At 60.8% G+C, this 20,046-nt stretch carries 21 protein-coding genes; 10 read left to right on the forward strand and 11 right to left on the reverse strand.

All coding sequences use genetic code 11. The annotated features are described in order from the left end of the window. Positions 1 to 23 precede the first annotated feature (23 nt). The 3 genes from J0W34_RS22295 to J0W34_RS15415 are packed head-to-tail and all read right to left on the reverse strand — an operon-like array spanning position 24 to position 2,768. Positions 24 to 1,061, reverse strand: a complete 1,038-nt coding sequence (locus J0W34_RS22295; RefSeq protein WP_331001523.1) for a c-type cytochrome — start codon at positions 1,059 to 1,061, stop codon at positions 24 to 26. Then, positions 1,045 to 2,379: a sulfite dehydrogenase gene (gene soxC, locus J0W34_RS15410; RefSeq protein ID WP_230969370.1), complete on the reverse strand. Its 1,335-nt coding sequence runs from the start codon at positions 2,377 to 2,379 to the stop codon at positions 1,045 to 1,047. Before soxC ends, J0W34_RS22295 begins: the two co-directional genes overlap by 17 nt. A 35-nt stretch (positions 2,380 to 2,414) precedes the next feature. Next, the gene (locus J0W34_RS15415) at positions 2,415 to 2,768 is read right to left on the reverse strand and encodes an ArsR/SmtB family transcription factor (RefSeq protein WP_227817616.1); all 354 of its coding nucleotides are present in this window, start codon (positions 2,766 to 2,768) and stop codon (positions 2,415 to 2,417) included. 234 nt (positions 2,769 to 3,002) lie between these two features. Between J0W34_RS15415 and J0W34_RS15420 the strand changes: the two genes are divergently transcribed. Next, positions 3,003 to 3,302, forward strand: a complete 300-nt coding sequence (locus J0W34_RS15420) for a c-type cytochrome (protein WP_407941102.1) — start codon at positions 3,003 to 3,005, stop codon at positions 3,300 to 3,302. A 16-nt stretch (positions 3,303 to 3,318) separates the two neighbouring features. Next, positions 3,319 to 4,599, forward strand: coding sequence for an NAD(P)/FAD-dependent oxidoreductase (locus J0W34_RS15425; protein ID WP_227817617.1), 1,281 nt, complete (start codon positions 3,319 to 3,321; stop codon positions 4,597 to 4,599). 94 nt (positions 4,600 to 4,693) lie between these two features. Here J0W34_RS15425 and J0W34_RS15430 read toward each other — a convergent pair whose 3' ends face one another. The 4 genes from J0W34_RS15430 to coaBC are packed head-to-tail and all read right to left on the reverse strand — an operon-like array spanning position 4,694 to position 7,487. Beyond that, entirely contained in the window at positions 4,694 to 5,308 is a 615-nt protein-coding gene (locus tag J0W34_RS15430; RefSeq protein WP_230969371.1) for a c-type cytochrome, read from the reverse strand. Positions 5,309 to 5,359: 51 nt separating this feature from the next. After that, positions 5,360 to 5,815: an NUDIX hydrolase gene (locus J0W34_RS15435; protein WP_230969372.1), complete on the reverse strand. Its 456-nt coding sequence runs from the start codon at positions 5,813 to 5,815 to the stop codon at positions 5,360 to 5,362. A gap of 2 nt (positions 5,816 to 5,817) precedes the next feature. Beyond that, positions 5,818 to 6,267: a dUTP diphosphatase gene (gene dut, locus J0W34_RS15440; RefSeq protein ID WP_230969373.1), complete on the reverse strand. Its 450-nt coding sequence runs from the start codon at positions 6,265 to 6,267 to the stop codon at positions 5,818 to 5,820. Between the two features lie 23 nt (positions 6,268 to 6,290). After that, complete coding sequence (gene coaBC / locus J0W34_RS15445; RefSeq protein WP_230969374.1) at positions 6,291 to 7,487, reverse strand: bifunctional phosphopantothenoylcysteine decarboxylase/phosphopantothenate--cysteine ligase CoaBC; 1,197 nt, start codon at positions 7,485 to 7,487, stop codon at positions 6,291 to 6,293. A 53-nt stretch (positions 7,488 to 7,540) separates the two neighbouring features. Between coaBC and radC the strand changes: the two genes are divergently transcribed. The 3 genes from radC to rpmG all read left to right on the forward strand — a co-directional run bounded on the left by radC (position 7,541) and on the right by rpmG (position 8,744). Beyond that, on the forward strand, positions 7,541 to 8,215 hold the full coding sequence (gene radC / locus J0W34_RS15450) for a RadC family protein (protein WP_227817622.1): 675 nt from the start codon (positions 7,541 to 7,543) through the stop codon (positions 8,213 to 8,215). 99 nt (positions 8,216 to 8,314) lie between these two features. Continuing rightward, the gene (gene rpmB, locus J0W34_RS15455; RefSeq protein WP_227817623.1) at positions 8,315 to 8,551 is read left to right on the forward strand and encodes a 50S ribosomal protein L28; all 237 of its coding nucleotides are present in this window, start codon (positions 8,315 to 8,317) and stop codon (positions 8,549 to 8,551) included. Positions 8,552 to 8,576: 25 nt separating this feature from the next. Further along, positions 8,577 to 8,744, forward strand: coding sequence for a 50S ribosomal protein L33 (gene rpmG, locus J0W34_RS15460; protein WP_227817624.1), 168 nt, complete (start codon positions 8,577 to 8,579; stop codon positions 8,742 to 8,744). A gap of 175 nt (positions 8,745 to 8,919) precedes the next feature. On the opposite strand, the gene J0W34_RS15465 is transcribed toward rpmG, so the two are convergent. Beyond that, positions 8,920 to 9,123 (reverse strand): cold-shock protein, encoded by a 204-nt coding sequence (locus J0W34_RS15465; RefSeq protein ID WP_173766489.1) that lies wholly within the window; start codon positions 9,121 to 9,123, stop codon positions 8,920 to 8,922. Positions 9,124 to 9,505: 382 nt separating this feature from the next. Here J0W34_RS15465 and clpS point away from each other — a divergent pair, with 382 nt between their 5' ends. The 4 genes from clpS to aceA all read left to right on the forward strand — a co-directional run bounded on the left by clpS (position 9,506) and on the right by aceA (position 14,295). Continuing rightward, entirely contained in the window at positions 9,506 to 9,814 is a 309-nt protein-coding gene (gene clpS, locus J0W34_RS15470) for an ATP-dependent Clp protease adapter ClpS (RefSeq protein ID WP_227817673.1), read from the forward strand. Positions 9,815 to 9,816: 2 nt separating this feature from the next. Beyond that, positions 9,817 to 12,099, forward strand: a complete 2,283-nt coding sequence (gene clpA, locus J0W34_RS15475) for an ATP-dependent Clp protease ATP-binding subunit ClpA (RefSeq protein WP_227817625.1) — start codon at positions 9,817 to 9,819, stop codon at positions 12,097 to 12,099. A 104-nt stretch (positions 12,100 to 12,203) separates the two neighbouring features. Then, on the forward strand, positions 12,204 to 12,683 hold the full coding sequence (gene rraA / locus J0W34_RS15480) for a ribonuclease E activity regulator RraA (protein ID WP_227817626.1): 480 nt from the start codon (positions 12,204 to 12,206) through the stop codon (positions 12,681 to 12,683). A gap of 298 nt (positions 12,684 to 12,981) precedes the next feature. After that, entirely contained in the window at positions 12,982 to 14,295 is a 1,314-nt protein-coding gene (gene aceA, locus J0W34_RS15485; RefSeq protein ID WP_227817627.1) for an isocitrate lyase, read from the forward strand. A 98-nt stretch (positions 14,296 to 14,393) separates the two neighbouring features. On the opposite strand, the gene J0W34_RS15490 is transcribed toward aceA, so the two are convergent. Next, complete coding sequence (locus J0W34_RS15490) at positions 14,394 to 15,407, reverse strand: sensor domain-containing diguanylate cyclase (RefSeq protein WP_227817628.1); 1,014 nt, start codon at positions 15,405 to 15,407, stop codon at positions 14,394 to 14,396. Positions 15,408 to 15,658: 251 nt separating this feature from the next. On the opposite strand from J0W34_RS15490, the gene J0W34_RS15495 reads away from it, so the two are divergent. Then, the gene (locus J0W34_RS15495) at positions 15,659 to 16,768 is read left to right on the forward strand and encodes a methyl-accepting chemotaxis protein (protein ID WP_230969375.1); all 1,110 of its coding nucleotides are present in this window, start codon (positions 15,659 to 15,661) and stop codon (positions 16,766 to 16,768) included. Positions 16,769 to 17,014: 246 nt separating this feature from the next. Here the strand turns inward: J0W34_RS15495 and J0W34_RS15500 are convergent, their stop codons facing one another. Both J0W34_RS15500 and glpK read right to left on the reverse strand, forming a co-directional pair. Then, complete coding sequence (locus tag J0W34_RS15500; protein ID WP_230969376.1) at positions 17,015 to 18,544, reverse strand: glycerol-3-phosphate dehydrogenase/oxidase; 1,530 nt, start codon at positions 18,542 to 18,544, stop codon at positions 17,015 to 17,017. Continuing rightward, positions 18,534 to 20,024: a glycerol kinase GlpK gene (gene glpK / locus J0W34_RS15505; protein ID WP_230969377.1), complete on the reverse strand. Its 1,491-nt coding sequence runs from the start codon at positions 20,022 to 20,024 to the stop codon at positions 18,534 to 18,536. The genes J0W34_RS15500 and glpK overlap by 11 nt, the downstream gene beginning before the upstream one ends. Between the last annotated feature and the right edge of the window lie 22 nt (positions 20,025 to 20,046).

Below are 20,046 nucleotides of genomic sequence, written 5' to 3' on the forward strand. Positions count from 1 at the left end.
TCTCCTCTTCCGATGAGTTTGCTTTACTGCGCTTGCGCGCCATTCAGAATCCATCCGACGATGGCCTGTATCTCTTCATCTTTGACATGTGCCTGCGGTGGCATGGGAATGGTCCCCCACACGCCGGCACCCCCTTTCTTGACCTTGTCGGTGAGCACGGCTTCTGCGTCCGCCTGACCGGCGTACTTCTTCGCCACATCAGTATAAGCAGGCCCCACCAACTTCTTGTCAACCGCATGGCATGCCATGCACCCCTTGTCCTTGGCCAGCGACTCGGCCGAAGGTGCCTTGGATTCGCCCGCTGGCGCAGCCTCTTTCTGCTCACCGGTGACCTTGCCGCGCACACCACCGACCAGGCGGTTCTGCTCGGCCAGGTTGCCGTGGGCATCGTTGGCATAGTCCGGCAGGGTCGAACCGATCACCACTTCCTTCTTGCAGTTCTTCATGCAAGCGACGTTCTTGGTGTCCGGCTTGCCGCCGTTGCCCATGCCTTTGCCCGGCCACATGCCGTGGTCGGTGGTCATGCCGTTACGGTTGGGCATGAGCTTCTGCACCTCGGCGATGTTCTCGTCCGACAGTTCGAAGTCCGCCGGCACCACGTTGGACAGGTTCAGCAGGTAAGCGAGGATGGCATACACCTCGTCCGGCTTGAGCGACTTCGGCTCCGTCCAGGGCATGGCGCGCTGGATGTAGTCGAACAGGGTCGAGATGGTCGCCACCTTCATGAAGGTAGTGCGCTGGGGCGTCGAGCCGGTCTTGAGTGCAAGCACATGCCCGGACTGCACATCAGCCTCGGTCGTACCGCCTACGATCGGGGTAAACACCTCGTTGGATTCGCCGAAGGTGCCATGACAGACCTCGCAACGCTCTTCCCACACCGCCATGCCTTCATCGACATTGCCTTTGCCCTTGGGCAGGCCCTTGAAATCGGGGCGTACGTCGATGTCCCAGGCCTTCACCTCGTCAGGCGTGGCTTCCCGGCCAAGGCCTTCAAACGCCTGGACATTCATGGCGCCGGCAACGAGTGCGGCTGCCAGCAGTGTCTTAGAGAACCTGAACATTGCTGACCTCCCCGCTTTCGATGACCTTCCAGGACTGGATGGCATTGTTGTGATAGATCGATTTGGTGCCGCGCACCTCGCGCAACTGGCCGTAGCCCGGCTGCACGAAGCCGGTATCGTCAGTGGCGCGCGACTGCAAAATGCAGGGCTTGCCATCCCAGTTCCACTCGAAATTGAAGCGGGTCAATGCCTTGGACAGCACCGGCGTCTCGAGGCGTGCCGGCTGCCAGTTGATGCCGCCGTCGGTGGAGATATCCACCTTCTTGATCTTGCCCTTGCCCGACCAGGCCAGACCGGTCACGTTGTAGAAGCCCTTGGTCAGCAGGATCTGACCGCCCGAGGGGCTGGTGATCACCGACTTGGCTTCCTGGGTGGAGGTATATTGGCGATGCTGTCCGTCCGGCATCATGTCGATGTAGTGCACCGCTTCATCCTTCGCGGCGTAGGGCTGATCACCCACTTCGATCCGGCGCAACCACTTGACCCACGACACGCCCTGCACACCCGGCACCACGAGGCGCAACGGGTAGCCGTTTTCGGGGCGCAGCATTTCGCCGTTCTGACCGTAAGCCACGATCACTTCGCCCGACTCGACCAGCTCCATGGGGATGGTTCGGGTCATGGACGAGCCGTCCGCGCCTTCGGCGAGGATGTAACGCCCTTTCTTGAAGTCGGCGCCACAGTATTCGAGCAAGTCACGCAGCGGCACGCCCGTGAATTCAGAACAGGACAACATGCCGTGGGTGTATTGCACCGTCGGCACCGCCACGTTGCCCCACTCCATCCCGGTGTTGGCACCGCACTCGATGAAGTGGATACGCGACACGGACGGCAAACGCATGATGTCGTCCATGTTGAACACCATGTTCTTCTTCACCAGGCCATTGATCATCAGCCGGTGTTGCCCCGGGTCGATGTCATGCCAGCCCTGGTGGTGGCGTTCGAAATGCAGGCCCGAGGGCGTAATGATGCCGAACAGGCCCTGCAGCGGTGCAAAGGCGACGGAAGAACCGCCGACCCGCGTCAGCCCCGGCGATTCGCGACGCACCAGGTTGCTTTCGTACTGCGAGGGCACGCCGTACGGGTTCGCGGCCACCGGCTTGCCCAGGCTGGTGGACCAGGGCGGCAGGTTGAGGATGGCATCCTCGCCTTTTGCGGCCAGTGCCACACCAGGCGCAGCCACGGCTGCGCTGGCCGTCAGAAAGGCCTTGCGCAGAAAGTCTCTTCTTCCCTTGGTGACGTCGGCGATCTGCCCCTCGGTCAGGAAGTTTTCAGGCGCACGGCGAATCCGCCCCGCCCGCATATCATCATGCGACATTGTGTTTCTCTCCCCCATCTCCGGTGTATTCGGACTCAGGTCCTTTTCTCTTCATCAACCCAGCGCATCAACGCTTGGCGCTCTTCCTCCGGCAGATCCCCCCTCCCGGCAATGGCCAGACACACGGGCCGGCACATTCCCACGAGGTTGGGATCCACGATTCGGTAGAACACCTGAGCGCCGTCGCGGTCCCGGTCCACCACCCCCGCCCGGTAGAGCAGATTCAGGTGTCGCGAGGTGTTGGCCTGGGTCAGGCCCGTCGCTCCCGCCAGGTCGTTGACCGAGCAGGCGCCACCGCAAAGCCGGTGCAAAATTTTCAACCGGGTCGGCTCGGACAACAGACTGAAATAGCCCGCGACTTGCTCGAAGACTTTCCCCTGCGCGTCCATCGCTTTCTCCGACATTGATCCATGTCAATTTATGAGTAAATGCTTATATAGTCAATGGCTAATATTGTTGCGGCGCAAGATGCTTTTCCCTCCCAAGCCGGGTATTGGTTAAAAAAAGAGCGCATGGTCCAAGTCACCGCATGCCATCATGGAGAACCGCTGAAAGCGAGCAGGCACGCCGGTTTCGGTCATTTCACCGAGCCCGTCCACACCCAGAAGAAGAGGAGAGATTCCGTGAGACTCACACACATGCTGATCGCATCCGGACTGGCACTGAGCGCTATCAGCGCACAGGCGCAGGACCCGGATCTGGCGCGCAATCTTGCCGCCACCTGTGCTAACTGCCATGGTACGAACGGCCACAGCCAGGGGGGCACCGAGAGCCTTGCCGGCGAGTCCAAGGAGAAGTTGCTGCGCAAGCTTGACGAATATGCTTCGGGGGAGAAACCCGCCACGATCATGCACCAGATCGCCAAGGGCTACACCAAGGAACAACTCGACATGATTACCGAGTATTTCTCGGCCCAGAAGTGAGCGGGAGGCAAACCGAATGATGAATCGACGCAGTTTTCTCAAGACCGCAGGCCTGTCCGCAGCGGCGACAGCCACAGTGGCCACCCCCTTCTCCGCCATGGCTGAATCCGGCAAGAAACTCGGCCACGTGGTGGTCATCGGCGGCGGGTTTGGTGGCGCCACCGCCGCCAAATACCTCCGTATGTGGAGCGATGGCGGGGTTGATGTCACCCTGGTCGAACGCAACCCGCATTTCGTCTCCTGCCCCATGTCCAACTTGGTGATCGGCGGCGAGAAGCAGATGGAAGACATCACCGTCAGCTATGACGGCCTGGTCAAGAATCATGGCGTGAAGGTGATTCAGGCCTCGGCCACGGGCATCGATGCGGGCGCGAAGAAGGTCACGCTCGACAATGGCGAGACGCTCAGCTACGACCGCCTCGTGCTTTCACCGGGCATCGACTTCATGAGCAGCAAGATCGGCGGACTCGAAGGCAATGAAGACAAGATCCCGCACGCCTGGAAGGCCGGGGAGCAGACGGTGATTCTGCGCAAGCAGCTCGAAGACATGCCGGATGGCGGCGTCTTCGCCATGCACATCCCCAAGGCGCCCTACCGCTGCCCGCCGGGGCCCTACGAGCGCGCCTGCCTCGTTGCCAGCTACCTCAAACAGCACAAGCCCAAATCCAAGGTCATCGTGCTCGATGCCAATGAGGATATCCAGTCGAAGAAGGCCCTGTTCCGCAAGGCCTGGGAGACGCACTACAAAGACATCCTGGAATACCGACCCAACAACGCCCTGCTCGAGGTGGACGTGGCCACCAAGACCGCGGTCATGGACTTCGAAAGCGTCAAGGCCGATGTGCTCAACGTGATTCCGCCGCAACGCGCCGGCGCGGTCGCCGGCATGATCGGCTCGGACCTGATCAACGGCCTGTGGGTGAACGTGGACTGGCTGACCACCGAGGTCAAGGATGTCCCGGGCGTCCATGTGATTGGCGATGCGGCCTTCCCGGCACCGGGCATGCCCAAGTCCGGGCATATGGCCAACCAGCACGCGAAAGTGGCTGCGGCGGCGATCATTCGGCTGCTCGAAGGCAAGGACCCGAATCCGACCCCGGTGGTGATGAACACCTGCTACAGCTTCGTGGATCCGAAGAACGTGGTGCATGTCGCTTCCGTTCATCAGTTCAATGCCGAGAAGCACACCTTCCTCAAGGTGGACGGTTCGGGCGGCCTGTCGCCCGCGGCCAATCAGCTCGAAGCGAAAACCGCCATGTCCTGGGCCAAGAACATCTGGGCCGACATGCTTGCTTGAGCATCGTTCCGCGCGCCGTCCTCCAGGTGCGCGGGGCAACGCAAACGGGCCGCATCAGCGGCCCGTTTTTTACTGTTGTGACTGCCGGACCAGATCAATCCAGCGTACTGATGTAGTTCGCCACCGCATGCACTTCCAGCGGCGTCAGCTTTGAAGCGATCGAATGCATCACGGCATTATCGTTTGTCCGCTGGCGCTCGTTGAACGACTTGAGCTGCTTTTCGGTGTACTTGGCCACCTGCCCCGCCAGACGAGGCAACTGAGAGGTGCCGTAGCCTTTTTTACCATGACATGAAGCACAGGCCGCCACACCCGAGAACTCGTTCCCGCGCTCGAAGATGTACTGCCCGACGGCCAGCAGTTGCGCGTCTTCAACATCGTTCGACAGCGCGGGCTTCTTTTCAAAGTAGACACCAAGCGCGAGCATGTCTTCAGATGACAACTCCCTGGCCATGTCATTCATGGTGTCGCTGACCCGCTTGCCCGACTTGAAATCGGCCAACTGCTTCGCCACATATTGATAGTGCTGACCCGCCAGACGCGGATACAGCGACGTCGAACTCTCGCCCTCCATGCCATGACACAGAAAGCACTGGCCGCCGACAATTTCCTCGGCGCGCGCCAGATCGACCTTGGGAAGGGCGTCAGCCACTGCAACGCCGGTCATCAGACTGGACGCCACGCAAAGCGCCCGGGACACCAACCTCATGTCTCTCTCCTACGATTGTTATCGGTATGAGAAAGAGCGTATCAGAATTCGTTAATACACTAAATAATCAGGCGCGTCAGACCATCCAGCTTCAACAACCCAGGGTGAAGGCCGACTTTCCATGAGTGCCTGACACACGTAATCGACGGTATTGCCGGGCAAATCGCTCACCTCGGCCCACAGCAGGGCATCGCACTTCTGCGGCTCGGCGCGTTCAGGCTCTCCACGCCAGCGCATGGCACGAAGAAAGAAGTCAATGCGATTGGTATCCGAACGCCGATGAACCACCCCCACCAACTCAAGCGCATGGGCCGACAGATTCAATCCCAACTCTTCCCGCATTTCACGCACCGCAGTCTCCCGCACCGACTCACCCGGCTCGATATGACCACCGGGCAGGCTGAACAGGCCATCAAAGAAACCTGTATTGCAGCGGCGCATGAGGAGCACCTGCCCGGCCCGCTCAAAGATGACGTGCACCCCGGTCGGGATGCCCGGGGGGGCCATGGTCAGCGCGTTCCAGTGCTGCCGAACCCGCTCTCGCCCCGAGTCGAGGCCTCAAAACTGTCCACCACGTTGAAGCCCACCTGGAGCACCGGCACGACCACCAGTTGGGCAATACGCTCCATGGGTTCGATCTCGAACTTGGCGTGTCCACGGTTCCAGACGGAGACAAAAATCTGCCCCTGATAGTCGGAATCGATCAGACCGACGAGATTGCCCAGCACGATGCCATGTTTGTGCCCAAGCCCGGATCGCGGCAGGATCATGGCAGCCATGCCCGGGTCAGCCAGGTGGATCGCCATACCGGTGGGCACCAGATGCGTTTCACCCGGCTGCACGAGGATGGGTGAATCGATGCACGCGCGCAGATCCAGTCCCGCCGCCCCCGGCGTGGCATATTGAGGCGGCTGGGCCTTGAGTCGTTCGTCGAGCAGGATGACGTCAATGTGATGCATTCAAATAACTCCTGGAATTCGGGTCAGAGCGGATATTTGGCCAGCAGACCGGAGAGGTGCTCGACGATGCGCTGTGCCAGCCCCATCTTGCCGCCACGCGGCAGCGGATGCTTCCCGTGGTCATCGTAGATCACGACCAGATTCTCGTCGCTACCCAATCCGTCCTGTACCAGATTGCCCACCACCATGGGCACCGCTTTCTTCTGGCGCTTGCCCTCAGCGTAGGTGTCGAGCGACTGACTCTCGGCCGCAAAGCCCACACAGAAAGGCGGATTCGGGCGCGCCGCGACCTCGGCGAGAATGTCGGGGTTCGGCACCAGCGTGATGGTCATCGCCTCGCCCGATTTCTTGATCTTGTGTTGGGCGCTGGCCTCGGGACGATAGTCGGCCACGGCGGCAACGCCAATGAACACGTCGGCCTCATCAACATGCGCCATGACCGCGTCACGCATCTGCAATGCCGACGCCACATCGATACGCTCCACGCCAAATGGCGTCGGCTGACTCACCGGGCCACTGACCAGAACCACACGGGCACCGGCATGGGCACAAGCACGTGCAAGCGCGTACCCCATCTTGCCGGAACTGCTGTTGGTAATCCCGCGCACCGGATCGATGGACTCGAAGGTGGGGCCGGCCGTCATTACCACCGTCTTGCCGGCCAGCCACTTGGGCTGAAAATGGTCGCAGATGGCTTCGTAGAGGGTGTCAGGCTCGAGCATGCGGCCCTGCCCCACCTCGCCACAGGCCTGCTCTCCGGCGTCCGGTCCCAACAAGGTCACACCATCGGCGCAAAGCTGAGCCACGTTCCGGCGGGTGGCCGGGTGCTCCCACATCTGCCGGTTCATGGCCGGAGCGACCATGAGGGGGCAATCGCGAGCCAGACAGAGTGTGGAAAGAAGATCGTCGCACATGCCATTGGCCAGCTTGGCCATCACGTCCGCCGTGGCGGGCGCGATCACGATCAGATCGGCATCGCGCGACAGATCGATGTGCGCCATGTTGTTGTCCATGCGCGGATCCCACAGATCGGTCCACACGCGGTGGCCGCTCAGGGCCTGGAAGGTGACCGGCGTCACGAACCGCGCACCGCCTTCGGTCAGCACCACATGGACACTGGCACCTGCCTTCACCAGCAGGCGCGTTAACTCGGCCGACTTGTACGCCGCTACGCCACCTGTCACACCCAGGATGACTTTTTTTCCCTTCAGCTCGACCATGACATTCTCATAATCTCTGCGTCGGCACATACCGACCCGAAGGATTGTACTTCATGGCCATTACCGACTGGCCGGCCAGCGAACGGCCCAGAGAAAAGCTGATCAAGCACGGGCCACAGGCATTGAGCGACGCCGAACTGCTCGCCATCTTCCTGCGAGTGGGCATCGTCGGCAAAAGCGCTGTCGACCTGGCTCGCGACCTGCTGGTGCACTTCGGCAGCCTCAATGCCTTGTGTGCCGCGTCGTGCGACGATCTGTGCGCTGTCCCGGGCATGGGGATCGCCAAGTACAGCCAGCTGCAGGCCACCCTCGAAATGGCACGCCGAACGCTTTCGACCGAACTGATCGAACGAGATGTCTTCGACGCGCCCGAGAAGGTGCGCCATTGGCTGCGCCTGCGTCTGGGCGAACTCGGGCACGAGGAATTCCATATTCTCCTGCTTGACGCACAGAATCGTCTGATCCACGCCGAAGCGCTCTTTCGCGGCACGCTGACACAAACCAGCGTCTATCCGCGTGAAGTCGTCAAGCTGGCACTGCGGTACAATGCGGCGGCCTTGTTGCTGGCGCACAATCACCCGTCGGGTTGCGCCGAACCCAGCACGGCAGACCATGCGCTCACCCGCAGTTTGCGCGACGCACTGGCCCTGGTGGACGTCCGCGTACTCGACCATTTCGTCGTCACCCGAACCCACACGGTCTCTTTCGCCGAATCCGGCTGGATATGACCGGCCGGGCAATTATCGCCGGAAGGTGTTGATCTCTCATCGAAAGATGTTGTATGATCGGCGGCTTTCTCGAAAACCGAATTTATCTGGAGCACAGTCATGGCTCGCGTTTGCCAAGTGACCGGTAAGGCACCGATGGTGGGTAACAACGTTTCCCACGCCCAAAACAAGACCAAGCGTCGTTTCCTGCCCAACCTGCAGTACCGCAAGTTCTGGAGCGAAGCTGAAAACCGCTGGATTCGTCTGCGCGTTTCCAACGCCGGCCTGCGTACCATCGACAAGAAGGGTATCGATGTGGTCGTGTCCGAGCTGCGTGCTCGCGGCGACAAGATCTAACCCCAAGCTCTAGACGGAGACTGACATGGCCAAAGGCGCCCGCGAAAAAATCAAGCTCGAGTCCAGTGCTGGCACGGGTCACTTCTACACCACCAGCAAGAACAAGCGCACCACGCCGCAGAAGCTGGAGTTCATGAAGTTTGATCCAGTGGCACGCAAGCACGTGCTCTACAAGGAAACCAAGCTGAAGTAATCCCCTCCGGGGAAAACTCCAGAGCGTTTTCGAAGCACGAGGCCCGCATTGCGGGCCTCAGCTTTTTCGGCGTCGCGCTGATGCCGCACGCCGGAGCGAGCACAAAATAAAACGGCTGCCGTATGGCAGCCGTTTTTTGTTGTAATCCCGACAATGCGTCGGGAGACCTCCCAGATCAGGCGCGCTGAATGTTGGAAGCCTGCTTGCCCTTCGGGCCTTGCGTGACTTCGAAGCTCACCTTCTCACCTTCTTTGAGCGACTTGAAGCCGTTCATGTTAATTGCGGAAAAGTGGGCGAAGAGATCCTCGCTGCCATCATCCGGGGTGATAAAGCCAAAACCCTTGGCGTCGTTGAACCACTTCACAGTACCAGTTGCCATCTTGCCTTAGTCCTCACAAACATCTTTTTTCGTCTCGCCCGGAACCCCGGACAGTCCCCGGAGGTCACTGACTATGAATGGAACAGAGCCGCGATCCCCATGGGTACAAATCCGCTTTTACCCAGTTGTCCCAAAGGCGTCAACGGTTTTTTCTCCAAAAAAGATGTTGCAATACAGCAAATTAGCCCCATATGTGGAACTGATCTAACAGGTTTTCACCAAGGCGCATCCTGAAAACCAAAGCGGTCGCTGGACCAAAATCTGGCAGGCAAATTGCTCGCAGTGCAGCAAAGGCACTTTGAGCTTCAAGTGTGAATTAAGCACCGATTTGGTCCTTGTTCATCGCTTGCCAACCAACGACGCTTGATTAAGAATGAGTTTCATGGCCATTCGGAAACAAGATGATTCGCTACTGGAGGCCGAGAAGACCCGTGTGGGTCCTCCTCGGATGTTCAAGGTGCTTCTGCTCAACGATGACTACACCCCCATGGACTTCGTTGTCAGCGTGCTACAGAAGTTTTTTATCATGGACCGGGAGCGCGCTACCCGCGTGATGCTTCAGGTACATACCGAGGGTCGTGGTGAATGTGGTGTCTACCCCAAGGACATTGCCGCGACCAAAGTTGAGCAAGTCATCGCATACGCCAGGCAACACCAACATCCCCTGGCCTGTGTGATGGAGGAGAACTAAGCATGATTGCGCAAGAACTGGAAGTCAGCCTCCACATGGCCTTCGTCGAGGCCCGGCAAAAGCGGCATGAGTTCATCACGGTCGAGCACCTGCTTCTGGCCCTGCTGGACAATCCGTCCGCCGCGGAGGTTCTCCGTGCCTGCTCAGCCAACATCGACACGCTGCGCAAGGAGCTCAACGATTTCATCGATGAGCACACGCCGACGGTCGAAGGTGAAGACGAGATCGACACCCAGCCCACGCTGGGTTTCCAGCGCGTCATCCAGCGCGCGATCCTGCACGTCCAGTCGTCCGGCAAGAAGGAAGTGACTGGCGCGAATGTGCTGGTGGCGATCTTCGGCGAAAAAGAGTCCCACGCCGTGTATTTCCTTCAGCGGCAAGATATCTCCCGTCTGGACGTGGTGAATTTCATCTCGCACGGGATTGCCAAGGACAACGCGCCGAGCAATGCACCAGAGGCGCCGGCAGCCAGCAACGAATCGGAGTCGTCCGAGACCGAAGCTGATGCCCCGCAAGGTGGTGGAGCACTCGAGAATTTCACCCAGAACCTCAACCAGCAGGCACTGATGGGCAAGATCGATCCGCTCATTGGCCGCGACAAGGAGGTCGAGCGCGTCATCCAGACTCTCTGCCGTCGTCGCAAGAACAATCCGTTGCTGGTCGGAGAAGCCGGCGTCGGCAAGACCGCGATTGCCGAGGGTCTTGCACGCCGTGTGGTTGAAGGCCGCGTGCCTGAAGTGCTTGCCGATGCCCAGGTGTATTCGCTCGACATGGGCGCGCTGCTTGCCGGCACAAAGTATCGAGGCGACTTCGAGCAGCGTCTCAAGGCCGTGCTCAAACAGTTGCTGGATAACACCAATGCCATCCTGTTCATTGACGAGATCCACACGCTGATCGGCGCAGGCGCCGCATCGGGCGGGACGCTCGACGCCTCCAATCTGCTCAAGCCGGCCCTGTCTTCGGGCCAGCTCAAGTGCATCGGCGCCACGACCTACTCCGAGTTCCGGCAGATCTTCGAGAAAGACCACGCGCTTTCACGCCGTTTCCAGAAAATCGACGTGATGGAGCCTTCGGTGGCCGAAACCGTCGAGATCCTCAAAGGTCTCAAGAGCCGATTCGAGGAACACCACAGCGTGCGCTACTCGAAAGAAGCCATTGCTTCGGCGGCGGAACTGGCGGCCAAGTACATCAACGACCGCCATCTGCCCGACAAGGCCATCGACGTGATCGACGAAGCTGGTGCTGCTCAGCGCGTGCTGCCCAAGTCGAAGCAGCGCAAGACGATCGGCAAAGGTGAAATCGAAGAGATCGTGGCGAAGATTGCACGCATTCCGCCGCGCACGGTCTCCAACGACGATAAGGCTGCGCTCAAGACGCTCGACCGCGATCTGAAGAACGTGGTGTTCGGTCAGGACAATGCCATTGCCGCGCTGGCCAAAGCCATCAAGATGTCACGATCCGGCCTGGGCAACCCCGGCAAGCCGATCGGCAGCTTCCTGTTCAGCGGCCCCACGGGCGTTGGCAAGACCGAGGTCGCGCGTCAGCTGGCTTACACGCTGGGTATCGATCTGGAACGTTTCGACATGTCCGAATACATGGAGCGCCACGCGGTCAGTCGCCTGATCGGTGCGCCTCCGGGATACGTCGGTTTCGACCAGGGCGGTCTGCTGACCGAAGCGGTAAACAAGAAGCCGCACTGTGTGCTGTTGCTCGACGAAATCGAAAAGGCTCACCCGGATATCTACAACATCCTGCTGCAGGTCATGGACCATGGCACCCTGACGGACAACAACGGCCGTCAGACCGATTTCCGCAACGTGATCATCATCATGACCACCAACGCGGGCGCCGAGGCCATGCAGAAGCCGGTGATGGGGTTCTCTGCCAAGCGCGAGACGGGTGACGAGATGGGTGACATCAAGCGCATGTTCTCTCCCGAGTTCCGCAACCGCCTGGATGCCATCATCCCGTTCAAGGCGCTGGACAACGAGATCATCCTGCGGGTGGTGGACAAGTTCCTCACCCAGCTCGAAGCCCAGCTGCACGAGAAAAAGGTGGAGGCCACCTTTACCGACAAGCTGCGTACATGGCTGGCAGCCGAAGGCTTCGATCCGCTCATGGGTGCCCGCCCGATGGCTCGCCTCATCCAGGACTCGATCCGCTCGGCCCTGGCCGACGAGTTGCTCTTCGGCAAACTGGTCGATGGCGGCAAGGTGCTCATCGACATGGACGACGAAGAGAAGATCACCCTCACCTTCGACGAAGAACTCGCCACGACGTCCTGAGCGTCACGGTGATGAACAAGGCGGCCCTCCGGGGCCGCCATTTTTTTGCCAACTGGTAAACTTCTTTCAAGCTTCTCTCATCCATCGCTACAGGAAGAATCACAATGACTTTCCAGACTGCTGATCTGTGCGACACCCACGACAAGGCGGTGCGCGTCGTCGAGCCCATGTTCAACAGCTACGGCGGCAAATCGGTCTTTTGCGGCCCGATCACGACACTCAAGCTGTTCGAAGACAACACACTGGTGCGCTCCACCCTCGAAGGCCCGGGCGAAGGCCGCGTTCTCGTGGTCGATGGCGGTGGCTCCATGCGCTGCGCCATGGTCGGCGACCAGCTGGGTGTTCTGGCGGTGAAGAACGGCTGGGCTGGCATCGTCGTCTATGGCTGCATTCGCGACTCCAAGGCCATGGGTGAGATGGATGTCGGTGTCTTTGCCCTGGGCACCAACCCGCGCAAAAGCGTCAAGAAGGGCGTCGGCGATACGGATATTCCTGTCACCTTCGGCGGCGTCACCTTTACGCCGGGCGAGTACCTGTATGCCGATGAAGACGGCGTCATCGTGAGTGAAAATGCCCTGACCTGAACGTGCAATGCGGCAATCGAGGCGACCGATCGTCGCCTCGACCGGCGATTTCATTTCACAACGTGAATTACGTTTCATAATTCAAAACACGACGCATAATGCGTTGATTTTTTTGTGTTATTTTTTTTCTTATATCTTATATAAGACCTATTGCTGCTCTGCAAAATAACGCCTATACTTCCCCTCACTTGAACGATGGCCGTTGCCCTCTTCAAACGAAGTTGAATCGGGTGTCGAAGTCGCTTCGGCAAACGAGAACTATCTCCCTCCCTGATCACTGCAACACAAGGAATTGATCATGTCCCTGACTCGCGAACAGCAAATCGCCGCCCTGGAAAAAGACTGGGCAGAAAACCCCCGTTGGAAAGGCGTCAAGCGCGGCTACTCCGCAGCCGACGTCGTGCGCCTGCGCGGCAGCCTGCAGCCGGAATACACGCTGGCCAAGCGTGGTGCCGAGAAGCTGTGGGACAAGGTGAACGGTTCCGCCAAGAAAGGCTACGTGAATGCCTTCGGCGCCATCACCGCCGGTCAGGCCATGCAGCAGGCCAAGGCTGGTCTGGAAGCCGTGTATCTGTCCGGCTGGCAGGTCGCCGCCGACGGCAACACCTCCGAAACCATGTACCCGGATCAGTCCCTGTACGCCTACGACTCCGTGCCGACCATGGTGCGTCGTATCAACAACACCTTCAAGCGCGCTGACGAGATCCAGTGGGCCAAGGGCGTCAACGAGGGCGACGAAGCCTTCATCGACTACTTCCTGCCGATCGTTGCTGACGCTGAAGCCGGTTTCGGTGGCGTGCTGAACGCCTTCGAACTGATGAAGAACATGATCGCTGCTGGCGCATCCGGTGTTCACTTCGAAGACCAGCTGGCTGCCGTGAAGAAGTGCGGTCACATGGGTGGCAAGGTGCTGGTGCCGACCCGCGAAGCGTGCGAGAAGCTCATCGCTGCCCGTTTCGCCGCTGACGTCATGAACGTGCCGACCCTGATCCTGGCCCGTACCGACGCAGAAGCCGCCAACCTGCTGACCTCCGACTACGACGCCAACGACAAGCCGTTCCTGACCGGCGAGCGCACCCAGGAAGGTTTCTACCGCGTCAAGAACGGTCTGGAGCAGTCCATCTCCCGCGGTGTTGCCTATGCACCGTACGCCGACCTCGTGTGGTGCGAGACCGGCACGCCGGATCTGGGCTTCGCGCGCGAATTCGCCCAGGCCGTGCATGCCGAGTGCCCGGGCAAGCTGCTGTCCTACAACTGCTCGCCGTCCTTCAACTGGAAGAAGAACCTGGACGATGCCACCATCGCCAAGTTCCAGGACGAGCTGTCTGCACTGGGCTACAAGTTCCAGTTCATTACCCTCGCCGGTATCCACCTGATGTGGTACAACACCTTCCAGTTCGCATACAACTATGCGCGCGGCGAAGGCATGAAGCACTACACCGAGATGGTTCAGGAGCCGGAATTCGCTGCTCGCGACAAGGGCTACACCTTCGTGTCGCACCAGCAGGAAGTCGGTGCTGGCTACTTCGACGACGTGACCACCGTGATCCAGGGCGGTTCTTCCTCCGTGAAGGCCCTGACCGGTTCCACCGAAGAAGAGCAGTTCCACTAAGATTCGTGATCGCTGGCCTTGTGGCCGGCACACGAAGAAACAGCCGCCCTCGGGCGGCTGTTTTCATTTCAGGCAGTCTCGACCCGGGCCGATCGGAGTCAGGTCGCCGATGCCACGTCACAGTCTGCTTCATCACGGGCAACGCCCACCCGGTTGCGCCCGGCGTGCTTGGCCCGATAAAGCGCCTCGTCGGCGCGCTGCAGCAGAACCTCCTGTGTCACTGAGGACGGATCACCGGTCGCGACGCCAATACTTACGGTGAGCATGCCGTCGTGCTTTGACGCTTCGTTCGGGATACGCAAACCCGCCACCGCTGCCCGAATGCGCTCGGCGACCACCATCGCACCTTCTTCTGTCGTTCCCGGCAAGACGAGCACGAACTCCTCGCCCCCGTAACGTGACACCAGATCACCCGATCGTGCCGCGGCACCCGCAAGCACGGACGCTACGCTCTTGAGGCACGCATCGCCTTGCGGGTGACCGTAGGTATCGTTGAATTGCTTGAAATGATCGACGTCGAGCATCATCACCGAGACTAGGTGATCGCTCTGGCGCCCGCGTGTCCATTCGTTGCCGATGTGCTCGTCGAACGCCCGACGATTCGCCAGTCCGGTCAGGGAGTCGCGCGAGGCCAGCCGTTGCAGTTCCTCCTGCGCCTCTTTCTGCACCGTCATGTCTCGGAGGGTCTCGATCACGGCCAGCAATTTGCCGTCGGAATCGAAGATCGGCCCTGCATCGATGTGCAGGTATTGCCGCGTCCGAACTCGTGGCATCACGCACCAGTTCTCGGCGTGAAAACCGTGCTCGTTGTTCGAGGTCAGATCATAGTCAGCGTAAAGGCCTTCGGCTTCGTCGAAGCGCTGCTGCGCGATCAGGTCTGCCAGCGTGGGACGATCCTTGCCGTAGAAGGCGAGCCGATGTCGCGAGCTACCGACCACCTCATCGGCCTTTACGCCAGTCAGGCGTTCGCAGGCCTTGTTCCAGATGATGACCCGGCAGTTCGCGTCGAGCACAAAGGTCGGGACAACCAGGTGGCGCATCAGGCTGACAGCAAAGCCTCGATCAGGTGACAGGGCTTCGATCGTCTTGAGTTGTGTCTCCGGTGTGGTCATTGTTCTCCTCCAGGCTTGAACGCCTTGTTCTGTGGACTACGACCGCATACACCGAAAGTTGAATGGCTCACGTCATACACCCTTGTCATGAAAACGCTCCGACCATGGCGCCAGTTGAGACAATTGGCAGGCTTTTTCTCCTCTGTTCATGATCTTGAAAACTCAAGCCGAGGCAAAAATCTCCGATATTTCCTCCGAAGATGGCATACGCAGAACGTCGATAACGCCCTTTCGCAAGGAGAATTGCGGTCATGTTTTTCAAGAAGAATAATTCCACGCAGGACGTGCGCGTCACACAACTCGAGGCCGAACTGGCCGCCCGGGATCAGCGCATCGTTCAGCTAGAGGCAGACATCGAGCGAATCGAGGCCGATTCGCGGAAAGCGGGCGCCCAGTGCCGCAGGCTCCAGTCGCTGGTCGCTGAGCTGCAAAGTTTCGGCGACTCGATTGTCGAAGTGCAAAGTGGCGTCCATCAGATGGCAGAGACCATGCGTGGTGAACGCTCGCGCGCCCAGGAGGCACGGGACGTTTCCGAGAACGGACGCAACGCCGTCAGCGGTATCGCCGGGCGCCTGAACTCGTTGGCCGAAGCCTCGGCACGGGCTGCAGAGCAGGCAAGTCAGATGGACACACGGGCCACCGAGGTGAGCCGCTTCGTTGAACTGATTCGCGAAATCGCCGACCAGACCAACCTCCTCGCCCTGAACGCTGCCATCGAAGCAGCGCGTGCCGGCGAGCAGGGCCGTGGCTTCGCCGTCGTGGCCGACGAAGTGCGAAAGCTGGCCGAACGCACGGCAACCGCCACCACGGAAATTACCCATCTTGTCGAACAGATCCGCGAGGACAGCAGCTCAAGCAGCGCGCAAATGACCAAGCTGGCCGAGCAGTCTTCTCACTTCAGTTCCGACGGGCAGAAAGCCGCCAGCACAATGGACCAGCTCATGAGCATCTCGTCCGGCATGGGGCGCAGTGTTTCGATTGCCGCGCTGCGCGGATTCTGCGAGCTGGCGAAGATGGATCACCTGCTGTTCAAGTTCCGGGTGTACGAGCAGCTCTTCAACCTGCGACCCCAGGAAGCCGTTGTGGGCCACCACGATTGCCGACTCGGGAAATGGTATTACGAGGGTGAAGGCAAGTCCTGCTTCTCGACTCTGGCCGGCTTCAATCAGCTCGAGTCGCCCCATGCTCAGGTCCACAACGCCGCCAGCGCAGCCTTGCAGGCACATCAGGCATCGCGCGAGGATGAAGTCATCCGCCATGTCGAAGCCATGGAGAAAGCGAGCATGGAAGTGATTACCGTTCTGGAGCGCATGGCCACCGATGGGGCAACACGCGGCGATCTGGTGTGCGCCGTAACCTGAGAGACTTGCATGCGACGGCCCTCGGCCCCGTGACAACTGCGTCCGGGTGGCATCGGTACTGCCACCCCCACGCCGGACCACGCACTCGCTGACGGTCCACTAGCCGCGAGCACAGCAACCCGACACTTCCAGAAAGCAACGATGCTCAGGAACCGACGTATCGGGACGCGGTGCCCATGTAAGCCGGCGATTTCAACCTGACGGTTCTCGGCACCTATCGGCCGCCTGCATCCATTGATGCATCGATCATCGCTCAGTGACGGGAGCCGGGGCGCAGCGATAGCCTTCGGCCATGATGATGAATGCCTCCACCTGAGTCGCGATCCATAGCGCATCCCGGTCCAGTTCATCGGCCATGATGCGCGCGACTTCCGGTGCAATGGCAATGGCCGCCGCTGCATCGAGAAACAGAGCCCGATGGCGTCGGGCCAGCACATCCTCGACCGTCAGGGCGAACTGTTTGCGCACCGCGTGGCGCACCTGCCCTTCCGTCAGATCAAGCTCGGGATGGAGTCGTTCGCCGGCTTCGGGCAGCTCCGTATGCAGGGCGAGCGCCTGCGTCTTGCAACTGCGGGGCGCCAGACCACCCGCCTTGATGGCTTCATCCACCACTTCTTCGGCCATCTGCCGATAGGTCGTCCACTTGCCGCCGGCAATCGTGATGAGGCTCTGATGCTCGACGCGGATCACGTGCTCTCGCGACAACTCGCTGGTGCTGGCCTCGGGATCGGTCGAAATCAAGGGCCTGAGCCCGGCAAACACGCTCAGCACGTCGGCGCGCGTGGGCGCCTTTTCGAGACACTGGCCCGCCTCGCGCAGGATGAAGTCAATCTCGTCTTCATAGGCAATCGGCTCGATCGGCAATTGATCGAGCGGCGTATCGGTCGTACCCAGCAACACCCTGCCCAGCCAGGGAATCATGAACAGCACGCGGCCGTCCTCGGTCTCCGGCACCAGCATGGCCTGATCACCGGGCAACCATCTGGCATCGACCACCAGGTGGACGCCCTGGCTCGGCGACACCATGGGCGCCACGTCGGGCTGCGCCATGCGCCGGATGCTGTCCACCCAGACCCCGGCCGCATTGACGACCACCCTGGCCGTGAATTCAAGTTCCCGCCCGGTAATGAGGTCACGCGCACTGACACCGCTGACGCGCCCGTCGCTCATGGCAAGACCGGTGACCGGCACGTAGTTCAGCGCCAGCCCCCCCTGGTCATGGACGGTCTGCGCCAACGCGACGGCCAATGCGGCGTCGTCGAACTGAGCGTCCATGTAGGCCACGCCGCCGAGCAAACCCTCGCGCTTGACGGCGGGCAACGCCTCTACGGTTTCGTCGACCGACAGCACCCTCACAGGCCCGAGGCCGAAGCGGCCGGCGAGCAGGCTGTAGGCGGTGAGGCCGACACGTAACTTGAGCTTGTCCCAGACGGTATAGACTGGCACCACGAAGGACAATGGCTTGACCCACCGCGGCGCGTTGCGAACCATGCGCGAGCGTTCGACTAGGGCCTCTCGTACCAGGCCTATACGCCCCTGCTCCAGGTAGCGCACGCCCCCGTGCACCAGTTTGGTCGAGCGCGAACTGGTGCCCTTGGCAAAGTCATGTGCGTCGAGCAGCAGCGTCCTGTAGCCCCGGCTGGCCGCATCGACCGCTGTCCCGAGGCCGGTGGCTCCACCACCGATGATGATGATGTCCCAGTCAGTCTGTTCGGCTGCGCGGACCAGCAGCTCCGGTCGCGCCAAGGGAACGATCGCGGCTTTGTCAGGCGCCATCAGCCCACCCGCGGGCGCGCTCGACGGCCTTGCTCCAGCGCGCCCGCATAGCTTCTCGCCAGTCCGCCGAGGCTTGCGGTTCGAACACCCGGTCGGCCGACCAGTGCTCGATCAGGGCCTGATCGTCAGGCCAGACATCCACCGCACGTCCGGCCAGAAAGGCAGCACCCAATACGGTGGTCTCGGTCATTTCGGGGCGCACCACCGGCACCCCCGCCACGTCGGCCTGCAGCTGCATGAGCAGATCGTTTCGGGTCATGCCGCCATCCACGCGCAACTCTTTCACTGGCGCCCCGTCCGCGGCAATGGCCGTGAGCAGGTCGGCGGTCTGCAGTGCGACCGCCTCGAGCGAGGCCCGCGCAATGTGTGCGGCGGTCGAACCGCGGGTCAGGCCAATGAGCGTACCCCGCGCGTAGGCATCCCAATGGGGCGCGCCCATGCCAGCGAAGGCCGGCACCATGACCACTTCGCCGCTGTCGGGCACCTGGGCTGCCAGCGCTTCGACCTCGGGCGCCGAGCGAATGATGCCCAGCCCGTCGCGCAACCACTGGATGAGGGCTCCGGCCGTGAAGATGCTGCCCTCGAGCAGGTAGTCGGTCTGGCCATTGCGACGCCACGCCACGGTGCTGAGCAGTCGGTGTTGCGAAGGCACCGGGGCCTCGCCCGTGTGAACGGTCAGGAAGCAACCGGTGCCGTAGGTATTCTTCGCCATGCCCGGCTTCAGGCAGGCCTGACCGAAGGTAGCGGCCTGCTGATCGCCAGCGATGCCGGCAATCGCAATGGGCTCACCGAACAGCGTCGCATCGGTTTCGCCCACGACCGCGGACGAATCGACCACGTCGGGCAGCACGGCGACCGGGATGTCGAAGAGCGCGAGCAGCTCGGCGTCCCATTCGCCTCGATGGATATCGAAGAGCATGGTACGCGCAGCGTTGCTGATGTCGGTCACATGGCAAGCACCGCCGCTCAGATGCCAGATCAGCCAGCTGTCGATGGTGCCGAAGGCCAACTCGCCCCGGGCCGCCCGCGCACGCGCCCCCTCGACATGATCAAGCAGCCAGGCCAGTTTGGTCGCGGAAAAATAGGCATCAAGCTCAAGCCCGGTGCTCTTGCGGATGCGCTCCGCATGGCCCTGGGCACGAATGGCATCGCATTTGTCGGCGGTACGACGGTCCTGCCAGACAATGGCGTTGGCCAGTGGCACACCGGTCTTTCGATCCCACAGAACCGTGGTCTCACGTTGATTGGTGATGCCGAGTGCACGGACGTTGGCCACCGGCACGCCCGATTCATTGATGACCTGCCGCGCACAGGCAATCTGGGTGCGCCAGATTTCCTCGGCATCGTGCTCCACCCAGCCCGGTCGCGGAAAGATCTGGGGAAATTCCTGCTGCGCTGTCGCGATGACCCGCGCCGTCTCATCGAACAGCATGGCACGGGAACTCGTCGTGCCCTGATCCAGGGCCAACACGTAGTTCATGGGTCGCTCCGTTTCGCGTTCT

Source organism: Nitrogeniibacter aestuarii (assembly GCF_017309585.1).
Classification (GTDB): Bacteria; Pseudomonadota; Gammaproteobacteria; order Burkholderiales; family Rhodocyclaceae; genus Nitrogeniibacter; species Nitrogeniibacter aestuarii.

Excerpts from the sequence above, each read along its gene's own strand:
- J0W34_RS22295 (WP_331001523.1), bottom strand. The coding sequence starts at position 1,061 with ATGTTCAGGTTCTCTAAGACACTGCTGGCAGCCGCACTCGTTGCCGGC.
- soxC (WP_230969370.1), bottom strand. The coding sequence starts at position 2,379 with ATGTCGCATGATGATATGCGGGCGGGGCGGATTCGCCGTGCGCCTGAA.
- J0W34_RS15415 (WP_227817616.1), bottom strand. The coding sequence starts at position 2,768 with ATGGACGCGCAGGGGAAAGTCTTCGAGCAAGTCGCGGGCTATTTCAGT.
- J0W34_RS15425 (WP_227817617.1), top strand. The coding sequence starts at position 3,319 with ATGATGAATCGACGCAGTTTTCTCAAGACCGCAGGCCTGTCCGCAGCG.
- J0W34_RS15430 (WP_230969371.1), bottom strand. The coding sequence starts at position 5,308 with ATGAGGTTGGTGTCCCGGGCGCTTTGCGTGGCGTCCAGTCTGATGACC.
- J0W34_RS15435 (WP_230969372.1), bottom strand. The coding sequence starts at position 5,815 with ATGGCCCCCCCGGGCATCCCGACCGGGGTGCACGTCATCTTTGAGCGG.
- dut (WP_230969373.1), bottom strand. The coding sequence starts at position 6,267 with ATGCATCACATTGACGTCATCCTGCTCGACGAACGACTCAAGGCCCAG.
- coaBC (WP_230969374.1), bottom strand. The coding sequence starts at position 7,487 with ATGGTCGAGCTGAAGGGAAAAAAAGTCATCCTGGGTGTGACAGGTGGC.
- radC (WP_227817622.1), top strand. The coding sequence starts at position 7,541 with ATGGCCATTACCGACTGGCCGGCCAGCGAACGGCCCAGAGAAAAGCTG.
- rpmB (WP_227817623.1), top strand. The coding sequence starts at position 8,315 with ATGGCTCGCGTTTGCCAAGTGACCGGTAAGGCACCGATGGTGGGTAAC.
- rpmG (WP_227817624.1), top strand. The coding sequence starts at position 8,577 with ATGGCCAAAGGCGCCCGCGAAAAAATCAAGCTCGAGTCCAGTGCTGGC.
- J0W34_RS15465 (WP_173766489.1), bottom strand. The coding sequence starts at position 9,123 with ATGGCAACTGGTACTGTGAAGTGGTTCAACGACGCCAAGGGTTTTGGC.
- clpS (WP_227817673.1), top strand. The coding sequence starts at position 9,506 with ATGGCCATTCGGAAACAAGATGATTCGCTACTGGAGGCCGAGAAGACC.
- clpA (WP_227817625.1), top strand. The coding sequence starts at position 9,817 with ATGATTGCGCAAGAACTGGAAGTCAGCCTCCACATGGCCTTCGTCGAG.
- rraA (WP_227817626.1), top strand. The coding sequence starts at position 12,204 with ATGACTTTCCAGACTGCTGATCTGTGCGACACCCACGACAAGGCGGTG.
- aceA (WP_227817627.1), top strand. The coding sequence starts at position 12,982 with ATGTCCCTGACTCGCGAACAGCAAATCGCCGCCCTGGAAAAAGACTGG.
- J0W34_RS15490 (WP_227817628.1), bottom strand. The coding sequence starts at position 15,407 with ATGACCACACCGGAGACACAACTCAAGACGATCGAAGCCCTGTCACCT.
- J0W34_RS15495 (WP_230969375.1), top strand. The coding sequence starts at position 15,659 with ATGTTTTTCAAGAAGAATAATTCCACGCAGGACGTGCGCGTCACACAA.
- J0W34_RS15500 (WP_230969376.1), bottom strand. The coding sequence starts at position 18,544 with ATGGCGCCTGACAAAGCCGCGATCGTTCCCTTGGCGCGACCGGAGCTG.
- glpK (WP_230969377.1), bottom strand. The coding sequence starts at position 20,024 with ATGAACTACGTGTTGGCCCTGGATCAGGGCACGACGAGTTCCCGTGCC.